17 protein-coding genes and 1 tRNA gene are annotated in these 16,537 nt (G+C 71.6%); 13 read left to right on the top strand and 5 right to left on the bottom strand.

Going from position 1 to position 16,537, the window contains the following annotated elements; genetic code table 11:
• Window positions 1-36: 36 nt before the first annotated feature.
• The 5 genes from I4Q55_RS06420 to I4Q55_RS06400 all read left to right on the top strand — a co-directional run bounded on the left by I4Q55_RS06420 (window position 37) and on the right by I4Q55_RS06400 (window position 4,818).
• Window positions 37-699, top strand: a complete 663-nt coding sequence (locus tag I4Q55_RS06420; RefSeq protein WP_206785102.1) for a hypothetical protein — start codon at window positions 37-39, stop codon at window positions 697-699.
• A complete protein-coding gene (locus I4Q55_RS06415) occupies window positions 686-1,537 on the top strand; it encodes a hypothetical protein (protein WP_206785101.1) in 852 nt (283 codons plus the stop codon). Before I4Q55_RS06420 ends, I4Q55_RS06415 begins: the two co-directional genes overlap by 14 nt.
• A gap of 51 nt (window positions 1,538-1,588) precedes the next feature.
• Complete coding sequence (locus tag I4Q55_RS06410; protein WP_206785100.1) at window positions 1,589-3,580, top strand: hypothetical protein; 1,992 nt, start codon at window positions 1,589-1,591, stop codon at window positions 3,578-3,580.
• Between the two features lie 219 nt (window positions 3,581-3,799).
• Entirely contained in the window at window positions 3,800-3,946 is a 147-nt protein-coding gene (locus tag I4Q55_RS06405) for a hypothetical protein (protein ID WP_206785099.1), read from the top strand.
• On the top strand, window positions 3,943-4,818 hold the full coding sequence (locus tag I4Q55_RS06400) for a hypothetical protein (protein ID WP_242545463.1): 876 nt from the start codon (window positions 3,943-3,945) through the stop codon (window positions 4,816-4,818). Before I4Q55_RS06405 ends, I4Q55_RS06400 begins: the two co-directional genes overlap by 4 nt.
• 79 nt (window positions 4,819-4,897) lie before the next feature.
• On the opposite strand, the gene I4Q55_RS06395 is transcribed toward I4Q55_RS06400, so the two are convergent.
• Window positions 4,898-4,970, bottom strand: a tRNA-Arg gene (locus tag I4Q55_RS06395).
• A 273-nt stretch (window positions 4,971-5,243) separates the two neighbouring features.
• Between I4Q55_RS06395 and I4Q55_RS06390 the strand changes: the two genes are divergently transcribed.
• The 8 genes from I4Q55_RS06390 (at window position 5,244) to I4Q55_RS06355 (ending at window position 12,606) form a co-directional block, all read left to right on the top strand.
• A complete protein-coding gene (locus I4Q55_RS06390) occupies window positions 5,244-5,897 on the top strand; it encodes a response regulator transcription factor (RefSeq protein WP_003087851.1) in 654 nt (217 codons plus the stop codon).
• Window positions 5,898-6,506, top strand: coding sequence for a trimeric intracellular cation channel family protein (locus I4Q55_RS06385; protein WP_206785098.1), 609 nt, complete (start codon window positions 5,898-5,900; stop codon window positions 6,504-6,506).
• A gap of 66 nt (window positions 6,507-6,572) precedes the next feature.
• Complete coding sequence (locus I4Q55_RS06380; RefSeq protein WP_206785097.1) at window positions 6,573-7,265, top strand: response regulator transcription factor; 693 nt, start codon at window positions 6,573-6,575, stop codon at window positions 7,263-7,265.
• A complete protein-coding gene (locus I4Q55_RS06375) occupies window positions 7,262-8,671 on the top strand; it encodes a cell wall metabolism sensor histidine kinase WalK (protein ID WP_206785096.1) in 1,410 nt (469 codons plus the stop codon). Before I4Q55_RS06380 ends, I4Q55_RS06375 begins: the two co-directional genes overlap by 4 nt.
• A 48-nt stretch (window positions 8,672-8,719) precedes the next feature.
• Window positions 8,720-9,148 (top strand): hypothetical protein, encoded by a 429-nt coding sequence (locus I4Q55_RS06370; protein WP_206785095.1) that lies wholly within the window; start codon window positions 8,720-8,722, stop codon window positions 9,146-9,148.
• A gap of 96 nt (window positions 9,149-9,244) precedes the next feature.
• Window positions 9,245-10,045 carry a DeoR/GlpR family DNA-binding transcription regulator gene (locus tag I4Q55_RS06365; protein WP_206785094.1) on the top strand — a complete coding sequence of 267 codons (801 nt, stop codon included), beginning with the start codon at window positions 9,245-9,247 and terminating at the stop codon, window positions 10,043-10,045.
• On the top strand, window positions 10,042-11,124 hold the full coding sequence (galT, locus tag I4Q55_RS06360) for a galactose-1-phosphate uridylyltransferase (protein ID WP_206785093.1): 1,083 nt from the start codon (window positions 10,042-10,044) through the stop codon (window positions 11,122-11,124). The genes I4Q55_RS06365 and galT overlap by 4 nt, the downstream gene beginning before the upstream one ends.
• A gap of 72 nt (window positions 11,125-11,196) precedes the next feature.
• Window positions 11,197-12,606 carry a S1C family serine protease gene (locus I4Q55_RS06355; RefSeq protein ID WP_206785092.1) on the top strand — a complete coding sequence of 470 codons (1,410 nt, stop codon included), beginning with the start codon at window positions 11,197-11,199 and terminating at the stop codon, window positions 12,604-12,606.
• 734 nt (window positions 12,607-13,340) lie between these two features.
• Here I4Q55_RS06355 and I4Q55_RS06350 read toward each other — a convergent pair.
• Genes I4Q55_RS06350 through I4Q55_RS06335 form a run of 4 tightly spaced genes read right to left on the bottom strand, consistent with a single transcriptional unit; the run spans window position 13,341 to window position 16,409 of the window.
• Window positions 13,341-14,456, bottom strand: a complete 1,116-nt coding sequence (locus I4Q55_RS06350) for a molybdopterin-dependent oxidoreductase (protein WP_206785091.1) — start codon at window positions 14,454-14,456, stop codon at window positions 13,341-13,343.
• On the bottom strand, window positions 14,453-15,085 hold the full coding sequence (locus I4Q55_RS06345; protein WP_206785090.1) for a class I SAM-dependent methyltransferase: 633 nt from the start codon (window positions 15,083-15,085) through the stop codon (window positions 14,453-14,455). Before I4Q55_RS06345 ends, I4Q55_RS06350 begins: the two co-directional genes overlap by 4 nt.
• The gene (locus I4Q55_RS06340; protein ID WP_206785089.1) at window positions 15,082-15,768 is read right to left on the bottom strand and encodes a DUF2064 domain-containing protein; all 687 of its coding nucleotides are present in this window, start codon (window positions 15,766-15,768) and stop codon (window positions 15,082-15,084) included. Before I4Q55_RS06340 ends, I4Q55_RS06345 begins: the two co-directional genes overlap by 4 nt.
• On the bottom strand, window positions 15,765-16,409 hold the full coding sequence (locus I4Q55_RS06335) for a glycosyltransferase family 2 protein (protein ID WP_206785469.1): 645 nt from the start codon (window positions 16,407-16,409) through the stop codon (window positions 15,765-15,767). Before I4Q55_RS06335 ends, I4Q55_RS06340 begins: the two co-directional genes overlap by 4 nt.
• Window positions 16,410-16,537 lie beyond the last annotated feature (128 nt).

The raw sequence follows: 16,537 nt of genomic DNA, 5'->3' as shown, positions 1-16,537 counted from the left end.
CCGCCGGTCAACCTGGGGTGTGAAGGAGAAACCGGTATGGGGTCCGACGTGTTGCCGTGCTACGTGGCCTGCGATGTCTCGCTTTCGATGACCGACCACATCGACGAGCTGAACACCGGGCTGCGCGAGTTCCGCGGCGCCGTCCACGCGGACGCGTCGGTGGCCGGCCGCGTGTTCTGCAGCGTGGTGGGGTTCGGGGAGCGGCCGCAGGTGGTCCAGTCCCTGCTCCCGATGGACGACCTGGCCCAGCTGCCCGAACCGGGCCGGTCAGCGGGCACCAACTTCGGTCCGCTGTTCACGTTCCTGCGTTCCACGATCGACCGCGACGTGGCTGTCCTGAAGCGCCACCGCTTGGTCGTGCACCGCCCGCTGGTGTTCCTCCTGTCCGACGGCCAGCCGACGGACCCGGTGACGTGGCCGTTCGCGTTCGCCGCGTTGACGGACCCGTCCTGGTCCTGCTGTCCCCGGGTCGTGACGTTCGGCATGGGCGACGCGGACGAGGACGCGCTCGGCCGCATCGGGACGTTCCGCGCCTACTGGGGCCGCGACGGCGTCCGCATGGGGACGGCGTTGATCGCCTCGGTGATGCACGTTCTGTCCACTTCCCGTCCACCGGCCGACCGCACCCTGTCCAAAAGGGGGTCCGCAAGGGGGTTGCCATGGAAACGCACTGAAGGAGAAGACCGTGGGGCGCGCTGAGCTGGTAGCGGAGCTGAAGACGCTGCGGAAGGGAAGGGGTCTGCAGGCCAGCAGGCTCTCGGACCGGGTGGGGCCGTCGTTGCGGGCGGCCTGCGCGGTGTCGGAGTCCGACGGAATGGTGATGATCCGGACGAAGGTTTCCGACCGGCTGTCGGAGTTGGCTTCGCAGCTGCCGGAGGACCTCCGCCTGGCGGCACTGGCGGCCTTCGCGATCTCGCCGGAGGCCCGCCAGCCGCTGTACCAGGACCGGGTCCGCTGGGCGGCTGAGCGTGTCGAACGCGACCCCCGAACGGTCCGGCGCCGGGTGGACGAGGCGATCGAGCTGCTGGCGGAGCTGGCGTTGTCGCCGGTGCCTGCACCGGGCTACTGGCACATCTTGTCGTTGACGCTGGCGCTGGTGCTCGAGGAGTCGTGCGTGTTCGAGCAGCACCGGGTGGTGGCCGACCAGGACGGCGTCCGGTCGTTCGACCTGGCTTTGTCCTTGGACGGGGGTTCGGTGCTGTACGGAGGAACGCTTTCCCCGGCAACGGTGGAGCTGCCTCGGCCGCTGTCCCGCGGCGAGCCGTGGGAGTTCGCGGCGGTGTTCCCTTGTGGGCTGGCGTCGCAGATGGTGTACGTGCCGCGGCACCGGTGCGAGGTGTTCGACCTCCGGGTGCGGTTCGGGAAGGAGGGGCCTTCGGAGGTGCTGTCGTTGGATGGAGCGTTCGAGCGGGACGTCGCGGACCCTCGGTACCGCGGCCGGACGCTGCAGGTGGACGCGGCGGGGGAGGTACACCTGCGGTTCCGCCACCTCACGCCGGGGCTGGTCTACGGGGCCCGGTGGGCGGATCGGTTGTGAGGGGCCCGGCTCCTGTCGCTACGGTGCCGGTAGGCGACCAGAGGGGACCGGGTGCGCACCTACTACGACCAAGCCGACCACGAGGGCTACGAAACGGGGCAGGACCTCCTGGTCCGGCGCTTCACGAAGTGGGCTGCTGAGCAGGGCCATGAGGTCGACCCGTACGCCGTGGTTTCGGCACTCCAGTTCCGGCACACCTCGGTCGACGGGCGGCTGACTCACTGGACGGCCGCGCTGGTCCGGGAATTCCTGTTGTCGTACGTGCCGCGCACCTTGTCGGCCACCGCCGGCGAGGCCGTCCTCGTGCCCGGAACGCTGCGGCTGTTCCTCCGCTATCTCCACGAGGCCGGGCTGGCGGGCCCCATGGGCGACCCGCCGGCGGAGCTCGAGGCCGCGGTCGCCGCGGCGACGGAGGGGTTCCCGGCCGCGATGGCCGACGAGCGCAATTTCGGCGTCGCCAAGTACTGGGTGATGACGGCCGCCCGGAAGGGGATCGACCCCTCGGACCACGAGGCGTTGAACGCGTTCTTCGCCGAGGTACGCGAGGGGCGGCACGGTTATGACGCCGAGCTCCTGGACGAACTCGTCGCCAGGCAGCTCACCGAGCAACCCGAACGCGCTTTTGCGCAGCCGGCGGTGTCGCTGCCGGCCGACGCGGAGCTGGCGGACACGGCCGAAGCCTCGTCGCTCGTGACCCAGCTGCGGAAGTTCGCCGGCTGGGTGGGCGACGGCCGCGCGTTGACGACCACCGGAAACCTGAAGCTGGCCGACGCCCGCGAGCTGGTGTCGCTGCTGGGTACCGCCGACGAGTTCGAATGGGATCTCGGCGGCGAACCGCAGCAGGTCCGCAGCAGTGCGGATCTGCCCCACCTCGCCATCGTTTTCGAACTCGCGAAGCGCACCCGGATCGTGCGGGTGGTCAAGGGCAGGCTGGTGCGCGTGGCGAAGGCGGCACCGCTGCTGAAGGACGCCCTCGCGCTGTGGACGGCGGCGTTCGACGCACTCCCCGGGCGCGGCCTGCTGGTCAAGGGAAGTGGCTGGGGGCCGGGCTACACGGAGCTGCTCGACGACAGCCTGGACGTCGTGCTGCCGGACGTGCTCAACACGATCTACGGCCTGCCGGAGCCGGTTCCGGTCGTCCGGCTCGCCGAAACCGTCTGGCTGGCCTGTGCCGAGCACACCTACTTCGATCTGCAACCGCCGGCCGAGCCGGTGTGGCGGAACGGTCTCGCCCTGGAGTTCCGCCGGTTGCTCGGCAAGCTGGCCGAATTCGGCGCGGTCGAGCTGACCACGGGGCGGCCCGACCCGATGTACAGCAGTGATCTGGCAGAGAATCCCGAGCTCCCGCCGGACGTGCGGGACCGGCTGCGGGTCGCGCTCGACGCCTCGTCGGTCGACCTGATCACCCTCACGCCCCTGGGCGTCCGCGCGGTCAGGGGGCGGCTGCTGCGGGAGGGCCGGGTGGCGCCTCGGGTGGGTGATCTCGTGGCCGCGGCCCCGGCCCCGATGCTGGGCGCGCTCGTGGACCACTACACCGCGGAGACGGCCGCGGCGGAGATCTCCGGTTGGCTGGCCGCACATGGTGGGGACCTGTCGCTTTTGCTGGACGCCATCCGCGAAAGCCCGTTCCGCACCCGGGCATCGGACATGTTCGCGGTCCTCGTCGATGCCCTTCCGGACGGCGACGCGGTGCTACGCGACATGCGCACCGACCCGGCCCTCGGCCCGATCGCGACCCAAGCGCTGATCGACCGCGGCGAACTGGACCTCGGCGAAGTCGACGACCGGGAACGCCTCCTCGCCATGACCGAGCAGTTCCTGGTCCTGCTGGAGTCGGCCGGGCCGGAGGGAGTGCTGAGCGCGGTGTCCGGAGGCGAGCTCGCGGGTCTGCGGGAAGCGATCCTCGGTTCGGGCCACCCGGACCAGGTGGGGCTCGCGGAGCTGGCCGAGGTGTTCGAGCAGTTCGGGCCGAGCCGCCAGGGGCATCCGTTGGGCGGGTTGGCCCGGTCTCGGAGCGGCAAGGGCAAGAAGCGTCGCCGTTAAGCCGCACTACTGGTCAACGCTGCGTTCCCACCAGTCGATCGTGAGTCCTCCACCATGCGGCGGATCGTGTGAGCGGCCAGGTCGGTATCGAGGTTCGCCTTGTCCGGAGGGAGCGCTTCGAGGTGTTCACTCGGCTTGCGACCTCGGCTCGAGGCCTGACTATTCTGCTCTCTCGTGACACGTCGTTTGCCGAAGCGGCTGATCGGCCGGTGACGGGTCGTGGCGACGAGCGCCTGGGACCGCGCAGCCGTCGACCTGGTCGAACCCGGATTCATCGAGTTCGCCACAGACGGAACCGGGCAGGTCGGGTTGGTCGCCGTCACCGGGCATCTGGATTGCCGCGCGAGCGAACGGGAAGAGCTGTGAGCGAGTACCAGTACTACGAGTTCCTGGCGATCGACCGGCCACTGGACGATGACGAGCAAGCCGCGGTCCGGTCCTTGTCCACCCGGGCGATGATCAACGCCACCAGCTTCGTGAACGAGTACCACTGGGGCGACTTCAAGGGTGACCCGCGCCACCTGATGGAGCGCTATTACGACGCGCACCTGTACGTGGCGAACTGGGGTAGCCACCGGGTGATGTTCCGCCTGCCGTCCGACCTGCTCGATCCGGAAGTCGTCGAGGACTACTGCGCCGGGGAAACGAGCGCCTGGGTCACCGGCGAGTTCGTCGTCCTCGACTTCGCGAGCGAAGACGACGCCGGTGAGTCCGACTTCGACGAAGAGCCCGAGAACTTGCTGTCGGCGATCGTCGGAGTCCGGGCCGAACTCGCCGCCGGCGACCTCCGGCCGCTCTACCTCGCGTGGCTGGCGGCTTACGGCGCTTGGGAACGCGACGAGGACGCTTTCGACCGCGAAGCCGACGACGAACCCGAACCGCCGGTTCCGGCCGGTTTGGACACGCTCACTGCGGCACAGCGAGCCCTGGCCGACTTCCTCCGCCTCGACGACGACCTCCTCGCCGTCGCGGCCCAGGCATCTCCGCCGCTCGCGGACACCGCTGAAGATCCCGATGACCTCGCCGCTTGGGTGCACGACCTGCCGGCTGCCGAAAAGGATCGGCTCCTCGTATCTGCCCTGCGGGGCGAGGGAGCGCGGGTGCGGACGGAACTGTTGCGCCGCTACCGCGGTGACACCGCTCCGGCCACCCCCGGCACAGTCCGTCGGACGGTGGCCAACCTGCTCGACACCGCAGCGCGCCGGCGGACCGATCGCGCACGTCGCCCGGCGCGGTAGCGCATCGAAGACGACTTGAAGGAGCGCACTCACCGGCTCGCGAGCGACGCTGTCGGAGAAACTCATGACCGGAAAACGGTGCCCCCGGCAGGATTCGAACCTGCGACACCCGCTTTAGGAGAGCGGTGCTCTATCCCCTGAGCTACGAGGGCCTGCTACAGCCGACGCCAGCTTAGCTTGCCCGGACGACGTACGAGTGCAGGGGCACGGATGGAGCAACCCGACGGTCGTCGTCACCCAGGTGAGTGGTTCTCACGCGAAGCCGACAGCCTGGATACACCCAGCCGGACGGCTCACCCGACCTGACCTGGACGGACCAGTGCCTCACCTGGTCGTGTCTGGTTTCGAACTGCTGAACAACAGTAGGTAACCTTCGTTAACGGGATGCGGGGAGCCGCCTCCACCGGCTGTTGCGGAGGGCTTCGTTGATCAAGCTCATGTTCGCCGACGACGAGGAACTGGTGCGCTCGGGGTTGCGCGCGATGATGTCCGGGGCCCAGGACATCGAGATCGTGGGCGAGGCGAGCGATGGCAGATCCGCCGTGGAGGTTGCCCGGCGCTACCACCCCGACGTGGCCCTTCTCGACATCAAGATGCGGGCTCCCGACGACGGCATCCGGGCCCTCAGGGCCATCCTCGCCCTGCCCGATCCGCCCACCGTGGCCATGCTGACCACCTTCGACATCGACGAATACGTCAGCCTTGCCCTGCGGCTCGGGGCCAACGGGTTCCTCCTCAAGGACATCGACCCGGCCGCGCTGCTCAGGGCCGTCCGGGACCTCGCGCGCGGGGGTGCCGTGCTCGACCCGGGTGTTGCCGCGCGGATGGTTCAGTCGCACCGGGACGAACAACGTGCCGCTCAGCCCGCCCGGAAGCTGCTCGCCTCGCTGTCCGAACGGGAACGCGAGGTCGTCGCCCTGATCGGCCAGGGACTGTCCAACGCCGAGATCGGCGGGCGGCTCCACCTCTCCGAAGCCACCGTCAAGGGGTACGTCTCCGCCGTGCTCTCGAAGATCGGTGCCGCCAACCGGGTGCAGGCCGCGCTGCTGGCCTACCGCGGTGGCCTTCTCGACCAGTAGATGCTGCTCACGGCGCTGGAGTTCGTCGGGCTCGTCGCCTTCGCCGCGTCCGGGGCGCTCGCCGCGGTGCGGGCGCGGCTCGACGTCTTCGGTGTCGTCGTGGTCGGGCTCACCACCGCGCTCGGTGGTGGTGTCATCCGGGACGTCCTGCTCGGCATCCACCCGCCCACGACGCTGCGGAACTGGCCCTACCTCGCCGTCTGCGCCGGGACCGCCCTGGCCGTCTTCGTCTTCCACCCGCAGGTCGCGCGGCTGCGGCGGGGCGTTCTGCTCGCGGACGCGCTCGGGCTCGGCGTCTTCGCCACCGCCGGGACGACCATCGCGCTCAACGCCGGCGCCACGGTCTACGCCGCGTGTCTGATCGGGATGACCACCGGCATCGGCGGTGGGGCCGTGCGCGATCTGCTGCTCCGGGAAATCCCGCTCGTCCTGCGGAAGGAGATCTACGCCGTGGCCGCGCTGGCCGGCTCGGCGCTCGTCGCCGTTGGTCACGCTGTGCAACTTCCGGGCGGGCCGGTGACCGTCGTCGCCGCCGCTGTCGTGGTTTCGATCCGGATGGTCGCGCTCTGGCGGCGCTGGAACGCGCCGGTCGCGCGCGGTCCGGAGTGACAAATCCTTTGTGAGTTCTGCGTGTGTTCTTAGGCGGGTCTCAGCACGCTGCGTAAAACTAGCGCCATGCGCATCCTTGTGGTGGACGACGACCGCGCCGTCCGTGAGTCGCTCCGGCGGTCCCTGGAGTTCAACGGTTACCAGGTCCAGCTGGCCAGTGACGGTGCGCAGGCCCTGGAGGCGATCATCGCCGACCGGCCGGACGCGATGGTCCTGGACGTCATGATGCCCCGGCTCGACGGCCTGGAGGTCGCCCGCCGCCTGCGCAGCACCGGCGACGACCTGCCGATCCTCGTGCTCACCGCCCGCGACACCGTTTCCGACCGGGTGTCCGGGCTGGACGCCGGCGCCGACGACTACCTGCCGAAACCCTTCGCGCTCGAGGAGCTGCTCGCCCGGCTGCGCGCGCTGCTGCGCCGCGCCATCCCGGAGGGCCAGGCCGGCCAGGCCTCGGAGGTGCTGTCCTTCGCGGACCTGACCCTCGACCCGGGCACCCGGGAGGTCCGCCGCGGTGGCCGCGAGATCAGTCTGACCAGGACCGAGTTCGCCCTGCTGGAACTGTTCCTTTCCTACCCGAAGCACGTCCTCACGCGTGGCCGGATCCTGGAGGAAGTATGGGGTTACGACTTCCCGACGTCGGGCAACGCGTTGGAGGTCTACGTCGGCTACTTGCGCCGCAAGACGGAAGCCGAGGGGGAACCGAGGCTGATCCACACGGTGCGGGGAGTGGGGTACGTCCTGAGGGAAACCCCGCCGTGACCGAACCCGGCGATCCTCGCGGCACGCGCTGGGGAGCCCGCCGGTTCTCGCTGCGCGGCCGGGTGACGCTGCTCGCCGCCGCCTGTGTCGCCGGCGCCGTCGCGCTGGTGTCGATCGGCGCCTACATGGTCGTGCGCAACAACCTCTACCAGCAGCTCGACGACAGCTTGCTGGCGCGCGCGCACGCGGCGGCCGACTCGCCGCAGGTGCAGACCGAGCTGCGGCAGGTCCCCGGCGCCTTCCTGGCCAGCGCCGACCTGCAGATCGGGCAGCTCAACGCGGCGCCCGACGTCCAGCACGCTGTGATGACGTACCCGCTGTCGAGCTCGCCGCCGCCGTTCGGGCAGGACGAGCTGGCCGTCGCGAACGGGGACTCGACGGAGTCGCTGCGCACGGACTTCCGCTCCGACAGCCGCGTGGTCGCGCTGCCGAACGGGCACGGCGAGGCCATCGTGCTGGCCCAGTCCATGGGCCCGACCAAGCGCACGCTGAACGAGCTCGCCCTGGTGCTGTTCCTGATCGGCGGCGCCGGCATCCTGGTCGCCGCCGCGGCGGGCACCGCGGTCGCGCGCGCCGGCCTGCGCCCGGTCGACCGGCTCACGTCGGCCGCCGAGCGCGTCGCCAGGACCGGCGACCTGCGGCCGATCCCGGTCAGCGGCGACGACGAGCTGGCGCGCCTGACCCAGACCTTCAACACCATGCTCGGCACGGTCGCGGACTCGCAGGAACGCCAGCGCCAGCTGGTCGCCGACGCCGGCCACGAGCTCCGGACGCCGTTGACGTCGCTGCGCACCAACCTCGAGCTGCTGCTGGCCGCCAGCAAGCCGGGCGCGCCGCCGCTGCGGGACGAGGACCGCGTCGACATCGTCGCGGACATCAGCGGCCAGCTCGACGAGCTGACGCAACTCATCGGCGACCTGGTCGAGCTCGCCCGGCAGGACGAGCCGCGTGAGCGCTTCGAACGCGTCGAGCTGCTGGACGTCGTCGAGCGCGCGCTCGACCGGGCGCGGCGGCGCGCGGGCGAGATCAACTTCGACGTCTCGCTGCAGCCGTGGGTGCTCACCGGTGACAACAGCTCGCTCGAGCGGGCGGTGCTGAACCTCCTCGACAACGCGGTGAAGTTCTCGCCGCCGGACGCGACGGTCTGGGTGCGGCTGTACCCGCTCGGCGACGGGACCGCCGTCGTCGAGGTCGCGGACGCCGGGCCGGGCATCGCGGAAGAAGACCTGCCCAAGGTGTTCGACCGCTTCTACCGCTCGTCGGAGGCGCGGACGCTGCCGGGCTCGGGCCTCGGGCTCGCGATCGTGAAACACGCTGCCGAGCGGCACGGCGGGGCGGTGTACGCCTCGCGGGCACCCGAGGGCGGCGCGTTGATGACGATCCGGCTGCCGGGGGCGCCCGGCTGATTCCGGCGTTTCCGGGACGTCGGCGGCGGCATCGGCCAGGATCGGCGCGTGTTGGGTGCTGAACTGATCCGCCGGTGCCTGGTCGCCGCGGCCGCCGCGGTGCTGGCGGCGCTGGTCCCGCAGGTGGTGCCGTGGCGCCTGTGTGACGGCCCCGGCTGCCTGCTCGTCGGCATCATCGCGGTGCCGCTCCTGGTGTTCGGTGTGGCGCTGCTCGCGTGGGCGATCATGGCGGTGGGGCGCGTCCGGCCGGCCTGGCCCGTCGCGCTGGGCGGGCCGCTGGTCTTCTTCGCGCTGGTGTCCACGGTGGTCGACCTGCCGAACGTCGTGGTGTTCTTCGTCGTGGCCGCGGCTTCCTACGCGTACGCCGCGCTCGTCACCGCGGACGCGCTGTCGCGAGCGTGGCAGGTTGCGCTGGCGACCCCGGTGGTGGTGTTGTTCGGCTGGGGCGTGATACCCCACCTGCTCCCCGCGTCGTGACCTGGTGTTTCGAAGTTCACCCGGCTCCGGTCAGCGGATTCCGTGTTGAATCGTGTAGGATTTTGTGTAGTTGGCCGGACGGGACGGAGTTGAACGGTGCTGGCGCGTCAGCGACAGGCGGTGATCCTGGAAGAGGCACGCCGGACCGGGGCGGTCCGGGTCAGTGACCTCGTGACCAGGCTGGGCGTGTCCGACATGACGGTGCGCCGCGACCTCGACGTCCTCGCCGGGCGCGGGCTGGTCGAGAAGGTGTACGGCGGCGCCACTTCGGTCGTCGGCAAGAGCACCGACGAGCCCGGGTTCGAGGCCAAGTCCGTGCGTCAGCGGGCGCAGAAGGAAGCCATCGCCGAGCTCGCCGCGACGCTGGTCCGGCCCGGCACCGCGATCGGCATCTCCGCCGGCACCACCACGTGGACGCTGGCGCGGGCGCTCGACGCCATCCCCGGGCTCACCATCGTGACGAACTCGATCCAGGTCGCCGACGTGCTCCGCGGGTCGACGCAGCCGGACCGCACCGTCGTGCTCACCGGCGGCGTGCGGACGCCGTCGGACGCGCTGGTCGGGCCGGTCGCCGTGCACAGCCTGCGGTCGCTGCACCTGGACGCGGTCTTCCTCGGCGTGCACGGGATGGCCGAGGGGCCGGGGTTCACCACGCCGAACCTCACCGAGAGCGAAACCGACCGCGCGCTGGTCGAGGCCGGGCGCAAGCTCGTCGTGCTCGCCGACCACACGAAGTGGGGCACCGTCGGGATCTCGACGATCGCCGACCTGGACGAGGCCGACGTCGTCGTCACCGATGACGGGATTCCCGACGAGGCCAAGGAAATACTCGCCGAAAGGGCAGGGGAACTCATGATCGCCGAAACGGCGGAGACGGTCGAGGCCGAAGAAGCGTGAAGCGAACCGTACGACACCTGGCCGACGGCCGGGAGATCATCTACTTCGACCAGCCCGGCGCACCCGGCCGCGTCGCCGAGGACACCCGCGACCTGCCACCGGTTTCGGCCGCGTCGGAGATCCGGCGGGACCCGCTGACCGGCGAGTGGGTGGCCATGGCCGCGCACCGGCAGACGCGGACGTACAAGCCGCCGGCGGACCTCTGCCCGCTGTGCCCGAGCAAGCCCGGCAAACCGAGCGAGATCCCCGAAAGCGACTACGACGTCGTCGTCTTCGAGAACCGGTTCCCGTCCTTCGCCGAGGACGTCGTCGGCGAGCCGTCCACTGTGGACGGCCTCGGGCTGGTGCCGGTGCAGCCGGGACGCGGCCGCTGCGAGGTCGTCTGCTTCACCAGCGACCACGACGGCGCTTTCTCGCGGCTGAGCTCGAAGCAGGTGCGGGCCGTGGTGGACGCGTGGGCCGACCGCACCGCCGCGCTGTCCGAAGTGCCCGGGGTGGAACAGGTCTTCCCGTTCGAGAACCGCGGCGAGGAAATCGGCGTCACGCTGTCGCACCCGCACGGGCAGATCTACGGCTACCCGTTCGTCACGCCGAAGACCGAGCGGATGCTCGACGTCGCCCGCGCCTACCAGGCCGAAAACGGGCGCCCGGTGCTCGGTGACGTGCTGGCCGCGGAGCAGAAGTCCGGCGCGCGCGTCGTCGTGTCCGGCGAGCACTGGACGGCGTACGTGCCGCCGGCGGCCCGCTGGCCGGTCGAGGTGCACGTCGTGCCGCACCGGCAGGTCGCGGACATCCCCGCGCTGACCGACGCCGAGCGTGACGACTTCGCCGACGTCTACCTCGACGTGCTGCGCCGCTGCGACGCGCTGTACGACCGGCCGCTGCCCTACATCGCGGCGTGGCACCAGGCGCCGGTGCGCCGCGACCGCGAGCTCGGCTGGCTCCACCTGGAGCTGTTCTCCGTGCTGCGCGCGAAGGACAAGCTGAAGTACCTGGCGGGGTCCGAGTCGGGCATGGCGGTGTGGATCAACGACGCGACGCCGGAGCAGATCGCGGAACGGCTCCGCGCGGCGGGCTGATCCGGCCATACTCATCTGCGATGCACAGGTTCGGCTCAGGAACCTCTCAGGACCATCGCGCAAGGTGAGGACATGACCGAGAACGACCCCAGCGCACACGACCCCGCGGCGCCGAGGCACCCCGAGACCGGCCAGCAGCCGGCCCAGGGCGGTTGGGCGGGGAACCCGTACGGTGAGCAGGCCAAGCCCGAGTCCGGCGGTGCGCCGCAGTACTCCGAGCCGTCGTACCACGCGGTGACCGGGGCCGATCCGGCGTACGGGCAGTCCGCGAACCCGTGGTCCGCCTCGGGCTCGCAAATGCCGTCCGGCCAGAACCCGCAGAGCGTCTACCCGCCGCCGAACCCGTACGGGCAGCCCGGCACGTCCGGCTACGCCGTGGCCGCCGCGCCGGAGCCGAAGCGGTCCGGCGGGAAGCTGCTCGCCGGTGTCGCGCTGGTCGCGCTGCTGGTCGGCGGCATCGCGGGCGGCACGGTCGGGTACTTCACCGGCGGGTCGTCCGGCCCGGCCAGCAACGCGCTCGACGCGCCGAAGCCGGCCCAGCAAACGGGCAACGCGCCCGCCGGCTCGGTCGAGGCCGTCGCGCAGAAGCTGTCGCCGAGCGTGGTCGAGCTGCAGGTCAGCGGTGCGCAGGGGGCCGGCGAAGGCTCCGGGTTCGTGATCAGCACCGACGGCTACATCCTGACGAACAACCACGTCGTCGAGGTCGGCGCGAACGGCGGGCAGATCCAGGCGGTGTTCCAGGACGGCAAGAAGGCCGCCGCCAAGATCGTCGGCCGCGACCCGACGACCGACATCGCCGTCGTCAAGGTCAACGGCGTCGGCAACCTGACGCCGGTGGAGCTCGGCCGGTCCGACGACCTGCGGGTCGGGCAGTCGGTGGTCGCCATCGGTTCGCCGTTCGAGCTGGCCGGCACGGTCACCTCGGGCATCGTCAGCTCGCTCCACCGGCCGGTGCGCGCCGGCGGCAGCAGCGGCGACCAGACCACGGTGATGGACGCGGTCCAGACGGACGCGGCGATCAACCCGGGCAACTCGGGTGGCCCGCTGGCGAACATGGCCGGCCAGGTCATCGGCATCAACTCCGCGATCTACAGCCCGCAGTCGGGCGGCGGCCAGGGCGGCGGTTCGGAAGGCGGCAACGTCGGCATCGGCTTCGCCATCCCGATCGACCAGGCCCGCCGCACCGCGGACACGATCATCAAGACCGGCCAGGCGGTGCAGACGTACATCGGCGCGGAGGTCAAGGACGCCCCGCAGGGCGGCGCCGAGCTGGGTGCGATCAAGCCGGGCAGCCCGGCGGAGAAGGCCGGCCTGAAGGCGGGCGACGTCGTCACCAAGATCGACGACCGCCCGATCGACTCGGCCGACACGCTGGTCGCGGCGGTCCGCACCCGGGCCCCGGACGAGAAGGCGACGTTCACGCTCTCCGACAACCGCACGGTCGAGGTGACGTTCGGCGGCCAGCCCGTCCAGCCCAACTGATTCCAGACGCTCGGCTGCCTTGGTGCGGCCGAGACCAACTTCGGCTCGACCCCCGCTTCCGGGGCCGGACCCACAAGGCCACGCGCGACCAGGCACTCGATGCCGGTCGCGCGTGGCCGCATTTGTTGGTCAGGTACCTGGAGGGTCGGCCGGGGTGCCGGGGCGGTCGGGTTGCGTGCCTGGAGGGTCGGTTGGCGTGCCCGGGCGGTCGGTTGGCGTGACTGGGGGCGTATCTCGTGTGATTGGGGGCGTATCTGGCGTGATTGGAGGGGCATCTCGCGTGACTGGAGGGGAATCTCGCGTGATTGGAGGGGCATCACTCGTGATTGGGGGGACGACACGGCGGGTTAGGGCGGTTAGGACCACTGCCAGCCAGACCGCTGCCACCGTGAAGGCCAGGCCGGGGGTGGGGTTGGTGTCGTGGAGGCCGGGCATGGGCGGGGTTCCGTACGGGCGCCAGAGCAGCGGGAACGCGAGGATCGCCAGGGTGGCGGTGATGACCGTCCCGGCCATGACGGGGGTTCGCCAGCGGGGTGGCAGGCGGCGGGACAGGACGATGCCGAGGATCGCTGTCAGCGGGGCGATGACCGCGTCGTTGACTATTGGGCCGCCGACGAGCCAGCTCAGGGTGCCGTAGACGTCGGGGCGCAGGGGCAGGGCGTACTCGGCGAACAGCACCACGCCCCACGCCAGCGCCGCCAGCCCCGGCAGCGCGAGGAGCACACGGACGGCCTTCACAGCGCCTCCAGCTTCGTGACCCACTTCGTCTGCAGCACGCCGGGCCGGTTCGGGGCGATGATCCGGCAGGGGAAGCCGTGGTCGGGGGCGAGGACCTCGCCGTTCAGCTCGAGGGCCAGCAGCGTCAGCTCGTCGGCCGTGTGCTCGCCGGGCAGCACGCTGACGCCGTACAGCCCGCCGCGCTCCGAAGAGGACACCCGGAGCGCGGTGCCCGGTGCCGCGCCGACGGCCTTCAACAGCGTGGGCAGCGAAATCCCGCGCCAGATGGCCGACTGGCTCCAGCCCTCCACGCACGCGATCGGCAGTTCCGCCGTCGTCTGCGGCAGGGCGCGCAGCTCGTCGAGCGAGAACGTCGTCGTGCCGCGCGGGGTCACCACCGACAAGCGCCAGGCCGGCGACCACGTGACGCCCGCGGCGGCCGCCGTGCGGTTCACCGGGAGGCCCTGCGTGCCCTTGCCGGTCTTCCAGGACAGCCCGGATACCCCGCGCAGGAACGGGACCGTCGCGCCCGCGGTGGCCACGACCGCGACGCCGGCCGCCAGCCCGGTGGTCATCAGGAACCCTCGTCGCGACAACCCCTTCGCCGGCGGCTCCTCGACGGTCGTCCGGCTCAGGGCGCGGCGGATGATCGGCAGTTTCACCGCGACGTGCACCAGGATCGAGCCGATCGCCAGCCACGCGACCGCGTAGTGCACCTGCGGGAAGTAGAAGCCCCACGGGTAGTTCTGCGCGACGTTCAGCAGCCCGGTCGTCAGCTCGAAGAACGCCGCACCGGACAGCACCAGGATCGACAGCCGCTCCAGGGCGTGCGGCAGCGAACGGACGAGCGGCCGGCCGAACAGCTTCGGGTAGACGCTCCACAGCTTGGCCAGCAGCAGCGGGATCGACGCCACGCCCGCGATCACGTGCAGGCCCTGCGTGACGCGGTAGAGCCCGACCGGGCGGCTGGGCCAGGAGAACCACCCGGGCGGGTGCTGGATCAGGTGGCTGAGCAACCCCGTCACGAAGCACGTCGTGAACGTGATCGCGAGCGCCAGGCCGATCTTCGACGTCACGCGCTCGTGGTGCGCCGGGGCGCGGAACTGTCCTTCCGCCGGAATCGGGAGTTTCACGCCCGCTCCAACCGCGCGAACCAGCGGTGCCCACGCCGGGTGGTCCAGTCGACGCGCAACCCGGCGCGCACGGCGACTTCGGCGATCGCGTCGACGCCGACCCACGCCCAGGTGAACCAGGCGACGTCGGCGCGGCCGGGCCGGAGCCGGACGCGTTCGTGCCGGAGACCCCGGCCGGGTGGCTCCAGCTCGACGAGGACGTCACCGCCGGGGGCGATCAAGCGCGCGGTGCGCCGCAGCAACGTGGCCGGGTCGCCGCCGATGCCGATGTTGCCGTCCGCGAGCAGGGCGTGGCGCCACCGGCCTTCGCCGGGCAGGTGGTCGAAGATGTTGCGCTGCAACGCACTCCCGCCGCGCCGCCGGGTCAGTGCGACGGCCGTGCGCGAGCTGTCCACGCCCAGCGCGACGACGCCGCGCCCGGCCAGCGCCGCGGTGAGCCTGCCGGGCCCGCACCCGAGGTCGACGGTCGGGCCGGAGCACGCGTCGAGCAGGACGTCGTCGCCGTCGGACGGTTCGGTCCACCGCTTCACCGGCAGCTCGATCCGCTCGCCGCTCGCCAGCTCGAGCCAGCAGTGGTGGCCGAGCAGGCCGCGGTCGAACTCGTGGCCGGTGCTCATCATGGCCGTCATGACGCCACCGCCTGTCCGCCGACGGCCGCGACGGCACGGGCGAACCGGCCACCCGGGCACGCCGCCGCCACCGAGCGGGCGTCCGCCATGGTGTCCACATCGGACAGCCGGGCCGTCCCGCTCGGCCGGAGCCCGCACGCGACGAGCGCCCGCAGCGTCCGGATGCCGGTGTCGTCGCGGGACATCGGGACGTCCGCGAGGACCTCGGCGTGGCGTGGTTCGGCGAGCCCCAGCGCCCACCAGCCGCCGTCCACGGCCGGCCCGAGCACCGAGTCGTGGCCGCCGTCCCGGACCGGTGCGGCCGCCGCGGCGAGGAGTTCCGGCGTGACCTGCGGGGTGTCCATGCCGATCTGGAGGATCGGCAGGCCCGCGTGCACCGCGGCGGCGTCGGCGTGGGCGTTCGCCAGCCGGACGCCGAAATCGGGCCCACGCTGCGGGATCGTGGTGACGTGGCGGAGCGCCATGCCGATTTCGACCGGCCGGGCGGCCGCACCGAGATCGCCGGTCATCGCGACGACGGGCAAGGCGCCGGGCACCGCGCAGACGGCGTCGAGCGTGTCGAGCAGCGCGGCCGCGGCGATCTCGGCCGCCTGAGCCGGCGTGGCGGGTGGGCAGAGCCGGGTCTTGGCGAGGCCCGCGACCGGTGCCTTGGTCACGACGAGCAGGACGAACGGGCGCGTCATCGGGCCAGCACCCGCCCGAAGTCGCGGACCGCGCGCAGCGTCCCCCGCACCGACCCGGACACCTTCGACTTCGTGCCCTTGGCACGCTCGCCGTAGCGGACGTCGAACTCGCGGACCCGCCAGCCGGCGCGCTGCGCCTTGATCAGCAGCTCCAGGGGGTAGCCGAACGCCCGGTCGGCGACGCGCAGGCCGAGCAGCGCGCGCCGGTCCGCCGCGCGCAGGGGCGCGATGTCCCGCACCGGCAGCCCGCGGCCGCGCAACAGCAGCGCGAGCACGACGTTGCCCGCCCGCGCGTGCCACGGCCACACCCCGGGACCGGTGGGCACCCGGCGTCCGACGGCCAGGTCCGCGCCGCTTTCGACCGCCGCCACCAGCCGCGGCAGGTCGGCGAGGTCCAGTGACCCGTCGGCGTCGGCGAAGCACACGATGTCCGCGGTGGCGGCTTCCAGCCCGGTGTGCACGGCCGCGCCGTAGCCGCGGCGCGGTTCGTGGACGACCTTCGCGCCGAGTGCGGCCGCCACTTCGGGCGAGCCGTCGGCCGAACCGTTGTCGACCACGATCGCGCGGTAGCCGGGCGGCAGGCCGGCCAGCACGCCGGGGAGGGCGCGCGCTTCGTCGAGGCAGGGCAGGACGACGTCCACTTCCGATTCAGTCACGGCGCCGACCGTAAGTCCGCTTCGGCGGCCGTAGAACCCTTGTGGCGCTTACCGAATCATGACGTCCGGCGAGTTCTTACCGCGTCGTTACGGCTCCCGTTCCGAAGGCGCGG

This window comes from Amycolatopsis sp. MtRt-6 (assembly GCF_017308975.1).
In the GTDB taxonomy this organism is placed as follows: Bacteria; Actinomycetota; Actinomycetes; order Mycobacteriales; family Pseudonocardiaceae; genus Amycolatopsis.
This window is presented reverse-complemented; position numbering and strand designations above follow the sequence as displayed.